This is a genomic window from Saccharomonospora iraqiensis subsp. paurometabolica YIM 90007, from assembly GCF_000231035.2.
GTDB classification, from domain to species: Bacteria; Actinomycetota; Actinomycetes; order Mycobacteriales; family Pseudonocardiaceae; genus Saccharomonospora; species Saccharomonospora paurometabolica.
Map to the genome: position 1 here is coordinate 133,311 of NZ_KI912218.1, position 6,555 is coordinate 139,865.

Below are 6,555 nucleotides of genomic sequence, written 5' to 3' on the forward strand. Positions count from 1 at the left end.
CCCCGACGGTGGTCAGGTCGAGGCCGGTGAGGTGCAGGCCGGTGGCGGTGGCGTGCACGTGGGCGTCGACGAAGGCGGGGGCGACGAACGCGCCGTCCAGGGCGACGGTGTCGGCGTCGGGGTGCAGGGCGCGGGCGGGCCGGTCCTGGCCGACCCAGGTGACCGTGCCGTCGGTGATCGCCATGGCGGTGGCGTCGGGGGCCTGCGGGGTGTGGATGCGGCCGCCGACGAGGAGGGTGGTGTTGCTGCTGCTCACGCCTCCCGAGTCTGCCACCCACCCGTCGGCGACAACTTTTGCGCCGCAGTGTCGGTATGTCAGGATAATTTCCACCAGTTGTCGAAGTTGAGGAGCAGAAGTGACTGCGATCCAGGAACCTGCTGCCGAGCTCGCGGAACAGCCCTACACCTACCGGCGCGCCGAGTTGGTCGAACCCGACTGGCGCCGCTTCCCGGGCTGGCGCGACGTGACCGCGGCCGAGTGGCGGGACGCGCAGTGGCAACGGGTGCACTGCGTGCGGAACGTCAAACAGCTGCGCGCGGTCATGGGTGACCTGCTCGAGGAGCGGTTCTACACCGACCTGGTGGCCGACCAGCGGCGGATGGCGACCATGTCGATGCTGCTGCCGCCGCAGATGCTGAACACGATCGCGCCGCACGCCGACACCGACCCGGCCACGTTCACCGACGCGTTCTACGCCGACCCGATCCGCCGGTACATGCTGCCCGTGGCCAGTGACCGCGACCCGGTCTGGCCCAGCCACCCCTACTCGCAGCGGGACTCGCTGCACGAGGCGGAGATGTGGGTGGTGGAGGGGCTGACCCACCGCTACCCCACCAAGGTGCTGGCCGAACTGTTGTCCACCTGCCCCCAGTACTGCGGGCACTGCACCCGCATGGACCTGGTCGGCAACTCCACCGAACTGATCGACAAGCACAAGCTGGAACTGAAACCGGTGGACCGGCAGGACGCCATCGTCGACTACCTGAAACGCACCCCCGGGGTGCGGGACGTGGTCGTCTCCGGCGGCGACGTGGCCAACGTGCCCTGGCACCAGCTCGAATCGTTCCTGATGCGGCTGCTCGACATCGACACCGTGCGCGACATCCGCCTGGCCACCAAGGCGCTGGCCGGGCTGCCGCAGCACTGGCTGCAACCCAAGGTCGTCGAAGGGCTCGAACGGGTCGCCGGCACCGCGCGGCGGCGCGGGGTGAACCTGGCCATCCACACCCACGTCAACCACGCCCAGTCGGTGACGCCGCTGGTGGCCGAGGCCGCCCGCACCGCGCGGGAGGTCGGGGTCAGCGACGTGCGCAACCAGGGCGTGCTGATGCGCGGGGTCAACGACACCCCCGCCGCGCTGCTGGACCTGTGCTTCGCGCTGCAGGGCGAGGCGAACATCCTGCCGTACTACTTCTACATGTGCGACATGATCCCGAACGCCGAGCACTGGCGGCTGTCGGTGCGACAGGCGCAGGAACTGCAGCACGCCATCATGGGCTACCTGCCCGGCTACGCCACGCCCCGGCTGGTGTGCGACGTGCCCTACGTCGGCAAACGCTGGGTGCACCAGGTCGCCGAGTACGACACCGAACTCGGCATCTCGTACTGGACGAAGAACTACCGCACCGGCATCGAAGCCGACGACCCGGAGGCGCTGCACCGCCGCTACCCCTACTACGACCCCGTGTTCACCCTGCCCGAATCCGGCCGCACCTGGTGGGAGGCCCAGCGGTAACGGGAACCACGCAGACCGAGGGCCGGGGTGCGCGTGCCACGTCGCAGCCCGGCCCTCGGCGGCTCAGCCGCAGTTGAGGCCGTAGTAGCCGCGGAAGTTGTTCTGCCCGTTCAGCTCGACCAGACCGGACACGTCGACACACCGGTGGGTCATGTCCACCCCGGCCGGGGTGTACGCAGGGCCCGCGTAGTAGCTGAAGGTGCCCGAGTCGCACCCGACGTCCGGGCAGCTCGGGAAGTCCCATCCGCCCGGGGCGATCCGGGCGTAGGTGTCGCCGGGGACACCGTAGGCCTCGTTCTGCCGGTTCACGATCAGACAGTTGCGGTTCGCCGCCGACGACCAGTACACGTCGAACGCGCCCACGTCACCCCGCCCGAACGGGTAGTGGCCCACGTGGGCGTAGCCGCTGCCGCACGGACCGGCCTGCGCCTGCACACCGCCGCCCGCGGCACCGTCGTGGTTCGTGGCCGCTCCGGCGGCGGGCACCGCCCCCGACAGCGACGCCGTCACCGCGCACGCCAGCACCGACAACACACGCCTTCGCATCGCTACCCCCAGTTCCGAGATCGATCGGTCGGGTTGAGCCTAGCGGAACGCGCGCCGTACCGGTACGACATTCACACCGCCATGCTCACCGGCCACGGCGAGGACACCGGAGTGACCGGCGAGTGGGGCGTGTGCGCTGTCCCACCGTTCTCCGGTTGCTTCCCACACCCGGGTCACTGACACGGCGGGGGTTCCGCATCCGTGGGGTGGAACACGATCGGGCTCCCGTCATGGTGGTACCGCGCCGGGTCGACCACGAAGTGGGCGGTGTCCCGGTCGACGCGGGTCCAGGTGCCGGCGGTGCGCCCGGTGTCGGACACGGTGCCGTCCGCACCCGCTCGCGGCGTGGGTTCGGGCGCGGGTTCCTCAGCCTCCCATATCCGCCCGTCGACCGAGGCGAACCGGATCCCGCAGTGCGAGACCAGCGTGAGGGTGCGGCCCGCTTCCGTGTCGGCCGTCCGCTCCGCCGTCGGCACCCCGGATGCCGCAGCGCGTGACCTCGTGGACCTGCCGTCGTCCTCTGCCGACGACTCCGATCCGGGTGCTGGGCCACAGCCTGCGGCGACCGTGAACAGCGCCCCGAGCACCATGATCGGGGCGGTCCCGGGTACTTCTCGTGTGCGCATCCGTGTTCTCCCGTCCCGTGCGGATACCTTCCTGTCCGAAAGACGAACTCGGTTCTCGCTCGCGTTGCCCCGGAAGGCCGGTCGATCGTCACCTGCGTGCGAAAGGCTCGCCACCCCGGTCGCCGCGCCGTGTCCGCCCACGGCGCGGCCACGGGCCTTCGTCACGGGTAGATGTCATAGCGTAACGCTGCGAAGTCGTCACTGTGTGGAGTACGTCGCTCGATGTTGACACTCCACAGACAACTCGACCGGCTCGTGTTGTGACCGAGTCCGATGGCGTGGCCGAGCTCATGACAAGCGAGGTTGCGCCGCCACGGCTGGTAGTAGTCGTTGAGCTGGACCGTCATCGTCCCGTCGTCGAACTCGTTCGTCTCGGGCCAATAGTCGTACGATGTCAGGCTGGCCCACCCGGTATCCCCGTAATTGCCGCTGTGTACGGGAACACAGTGCCGAGGACAGGAGGACTGGGTCCAGAACAGGTCGATTCCCGGCGACTGGTTCCACGTCCTCACACTCTCCAGAACCGGATATCCGGGGTTACCGGTATAGTCACGAAAATAGACGCGTGGGTCGGCGAGTCCCGCGTCGGTCTTCCAGTGCAGCGGTGGACATTGGATGGTGGTGGCCGTTCCTCTGCTGCACGCCATCTGCTGTTCCGGACCCTCTTGCTCCGGACTGTGAAGACCTTTTGCACCCGCGGTCTTCAACCGACCGTACAGCTCACTGCTCGTCACACCGGCTGCCGGACGGTACCGCTCGACGTGGACGGCGCCGTTCGATTTCTCATGCACGGCGAGTACGTCGCCATACCGTTGCGTCCTCTCTCCGGTACCATCTCCTGCGCCCCGGACAGCGACGGAGCCCGGGGGCGGCGCGCTTTCGAGCACCCGGGGACCGGCCACGGCGGGACTCGTCACCGTAAGGGACGCACCTGTGAACAGCGCTACCGCAGCTACCACGGCCCAGCGCCTCGCGGAACCACGTGCCACAGAGTCTCCTTTCCGCGAATACAGGCGGCACCACGTCCAGCACGAGAGGACCGCTGCGCTGGACGACAATTTCAGTATTCGCTCGAAAAATAGAATTCCAGTTCAGCCGAGTGAAGCTTCCCGATCGCTCCGGGACGGTGAAGTCATCGCTCTTCCCCCAGTCTCGAACGGGACGCTGAACAATCCCGTCGGTGACGTTTCGTGGGCACGGCGGCGCGCCCCACATAGAATTCTCACGTTTTGACGGGATCAGCCGCCACCGCTGATCGAGTGATCATCAGCTGACTCCGGCCCCTCGGCACCGCATTGACGAGCCAGGCGATCGACACGACCTCGGCTCAGGGGCCGGGTCACGATCCCCTCGAAGCCGGGCATCGCGCCGGGCAGGTCACTGCGTAAACTCGCCCGCGATGTCCAGGTTGCGGTGGTGGATCGGCGGTGCGGCGCTGGCCGGGGTGCTGGTGCTCGTCGCCGTGTTCGTCCTCGTCATCCCCGGTGACGAGGAACCGGCCGAACGTCCCGGCCCGCCGGGGACCGGGCCGTTGACCGTGGTCAGCCTCGGCGACAGCACCCTGTCCGGGGAGGGCGCGGGCGACTACACCGCCGCCACCGACGGCGCGGACGGCAACTGGTGCCACCGCTCCCCGCACGCGATGGTGCACCGGCTCGACCTGCCCGGGGTGACCGAGTCGGTGAACCTGGCCTGCTCCGGCGCCCCCTCCGGGCACGTCGCCCTCGGCGACGTCGCGCAGTACACCGAACCGTCCCAGGCCCGCCAGCTGCGGGACCTGCTCGACACCCACCGGGTGGCGGCCGTGGTGGTGGCGCTCGGCGCGAACGACGACCCCCAGTTCTCCCGCCTCATCTCGGAGTGCTTCACTTCGTGGTTCCTCGACCGCGGTGCCCCGTGCAGCGAGGAGATCAAGGCCGACTGGCCGTCCCGGCTGGAGGCCATGGTGCCGAAGGTTGAGTCCGCCCTGGGCGATGTGCGCACGGTGCTGTCCGAGGCGGGCTACTCCGACGACGACTACGAACTGGTGCTGCAGTCCTACGCCTCCCCCATCGGCCCGGACATCCCCGAGTCGCTGCGCAACCTGGACGGCTGCCCGTTCCGCACCAAGGATCTGACCTGGGTGTCCGGGCCGGGTTCGGCGTCGCTGTCCGAGGCGCTGCGCACCGCCGCGGACGGTGCCGACGCACGTTTCCTCGACCTGTCCCGCGCCGGACGCGGCCACGAGGCCTGCTCCGGCGGCGGCGACCCCTCCTCCGAGTGGTTCACCCGGTTCACCGTCGCCTGGGACGACCTGGACGACGAGCGGCGCTTCTCGCACGCGCTGCAGGAATCCTTCCACCCCAACGCCCGCGGACACGCCCAGGTGGCCCGCTGCATGAGCGAGTTCCTCGCCACCGACGACCGCGCGGCGGCCTGCCTCGAAGGCGCCGACGGCAACCTGCACGCCGCCCCCTCGGTCCGCGCCGCCCCCGACGGGTGACCACCGTGGGGTGGGCGGTCACCGCCCCGATGGTGGTCACCCGTCTCCGGGCGACAGTCACAGCGTCGGGGAGCGGCCCTCGAACGGGGTGGACAGCACCACGGTGGTGCGGGTGGACACCCGGGCCGCCTCGCGGATGCGGCGCAGCAGGTCCTCCAGCGCCAGCGGGGAGGCCACCCGCACCAGCAGCACGTACGACTCGTCCCCGGCCACCGAGTAGCACGACTCGATCTCGGTGATGTGCTGCAGCCGCTGCGGGTAGTCGTCCGGCGCGGCCGGGTCGTTCGGGGTCAGCGAGATCAGCGCCGTCAGCGGCAGCCCGATCTGTTCACCGTCGAGTTTGGCGGTGTAGCCGCGGATCACGCCGCGTTGTTCCAGCCGCCGCACCCGCTGGTGCACCGCCGACACCGACAGCCCCACCCGTTCGGCCAGGTCGGTGAAACTGCGGCGCCCGTCGGCGGACAGTTCCCGCACGATGGCCCGGTCGAGCGGTTCCATCCCGTCCGTGGTCATGCGGGCAGCACGGTCAGCTCGTGCGGGCGGGTGTTCAGCGGCTCGACCCCGTCGGCGGTGACCACGACGATGTCCTCGATGCGGGCGCCCCACCGGCCGCTGCGGTACACGCCGGGTTCGACGCTGAACGCCATGCCCGGCTCCAGCGGAAGGTCGTTACCGCCCATCAGATAGGGCTCCTCGTGCACGTCGAGCCCGATGCCGTGGCCGGTGCGGTGGATGAACAGCTCGGCCAGGCCCGCGTCGGCGAGGGTGTCGCGGGCGGCCGCGTCGATCGCGGCGGCGGTGGCGCCGGGCCGCACCGTCTCCACCGCCCGACGCTGCGCCTCCTGCAGCACCGCGTAGGCCTCGCGCACCTCCGCATCGGCCGGCTCACCGACCGAGTAGGTGCGGGTGCAGTCGGAGTTGTAGCCCTCGGGGATCGGGCCGCCGATGTCCACCACGACCACGTCCCCGGCCTGGATCACCCGGTCGGACACGTCGTGGTGCGGGCTGGCGCCGTTCGGGCCGGAGCCGACGATGACGAACTCGGCGGCGGTGTGCCCCTCGGCCACGATCGCGGCGGTGATGTCGGCGCCCACTTCGGCCTCGGTGCGGCCGGGGCGCAGCCACTCGCCCATGCGGGCGTGCACCCGGTCGATCGCCGCGCCCG

7 protein-coding genes and 1 pseudogene are annotated in these 6,555 nt (G+C 70.0%); 2 read left to right on the plus strand and 6 right to left on the minus strand.

Features of this window, described 5'->3' with window-relative positions:
- Nucleotides 1–256 (minus strand): annotated as a pseudogene (locus SACPADRAFT_RS32420) (amidohydrolase); the annotation flags it as partial.
- A 100-nt stretch (nt 257–356) separates the two neighbouring features.
- Here SACPADRAFT_RS32420 and SACPADRAFT_RS0207830 point away from each other — a divergent pair.
- Nucleotides 357–1,736 (plus strand): KamA family radical SAM protein, encoded by a 1,380-nt coding sequence (locus SACPADRAFT_RS0207830; protein ID WP_007025942.1) that lies wholly within the window; start codon nt 357–359, stop codon nt 1,734–1,736.
- A 63-nt stretch (nt 1,737–1,799) separates the two neighbouring features.
- On the opposite strand, the gene SACPADRAFT_RS26230 is transcribed toward SACPADRAFT_RS0207830, so the two are convergent.
- The 3 genes from SACPADRAFT_RS26230 to SACPADRAFT_RS31305 form a co-directional block, all read right to left on the minus strand.
- The gene (locus tag SACPADRAFT_RS26230) at nt 1,800–2,282 is read right to left on the minus strand and encodes a hypothetical protein (protein ID WP_007025941.1); all 483 of its coding nucleotides are present in this window, start codon (nt 2,280–2,282) and stop codon (nt 1,800–1,802) included.
- A gap of 173 nt (nt 2,283–2,455) precedes the next feature.
- Nucleotides 2,456–2,758, minus strand: a complete 303-nt coding sequence (locus tag SACPADRAFT_RS0207840) for a hypothetical protein (RefSeq protein ID WP_028662310.1) — start codon at nt 2,756–2,758, stop codon at nt 2,456–2,458.
- 311 nt (nt 2,759–3,069) lie between these two features.
- Entirely contained in the window at nt 3,070–3,420 is a 351-nt protein-coding gene (locus SACPADRAFT_RS31305) for a zinc metalloprotease (RefSeq protein ID WP_157577096.1), read from the minus strand.
- An 887-nt stretch (nt 3,421–4,307) separates the two neighbouring features.
- On the opposite strand from SACPADRAFT_RS31305, the gene SACPADRAFT_RS0207845 reads away from it, so the two are divergent.
- Entirely contained in the window at nt 4,308–5,390 is a 1,083-nt protein-coding gene (locus SACPADRAFT_RS0207845) for a GDSL-type esterase/lipase family protein (RefSeq protein ID WP_007025938.1), read from the plus strand.
- A gap of 57 nt (nt 5,391–5,447) precedes the next feature.
- Here the strand turns inward: SACPADRAFT_RS0207845 and SACPADRAFT_RS0207850 are convergent, their stop codons facing one another.
- Together SACPADRAFT_RS0207850 and SACPADRAFT_RS26235 are read right to left on the minus strand one after the other, a co-directional pair.
- Complete coding sequence (locus SACPADRAFT_RS0207850; protein ID WP_007025937.1) at nt 5,448–5,903, minus strand: Lrp/AsnC family transcriptional regulator; 456 nt, start codon at nt 5,901–5,903, stop codon at nt 5,448–5,450.
- Nucleotides 5,900–6,555: M24 family metallopeptidase (locus SACPADRAFT_RS26235; RefSeq protein WP_007025936.1), on the minus strand; the 656-nt coding region annotated here is incomplete at its 5' end. The genes SACPADRAFT_RS26235 and SACPADRAFT_RS0207850, both read right to left, overlap by 4 nt.

Bases quoted from the DNA above. Each gene is read 5' to 3' on its own strand.
- SACPADRAFT_RS26230 (WP_007025941.1), bottom strand. From the start codon at position 2,282: ATGCGAAGGCGTGTGTTGTCGGTGCTGGCGTGCGCGGTGACGGCGTCG.
- SACPADRAFT_RS0207845 (WP_007025938.1), top strand. From the start codon at position 4,308: ATGTCCAGGTTGCGGTGGTGGATCGGCGGTGCGGCGCTGGCCGGGGTG.
- SACPADRAFT_RS0207850 (WP_007025937.1), bottom strand. From the start codon at position 5,903: ATGACCACGGACGGGATGGAACCGCTCGACCGGGCCATCGTGCGGGAA.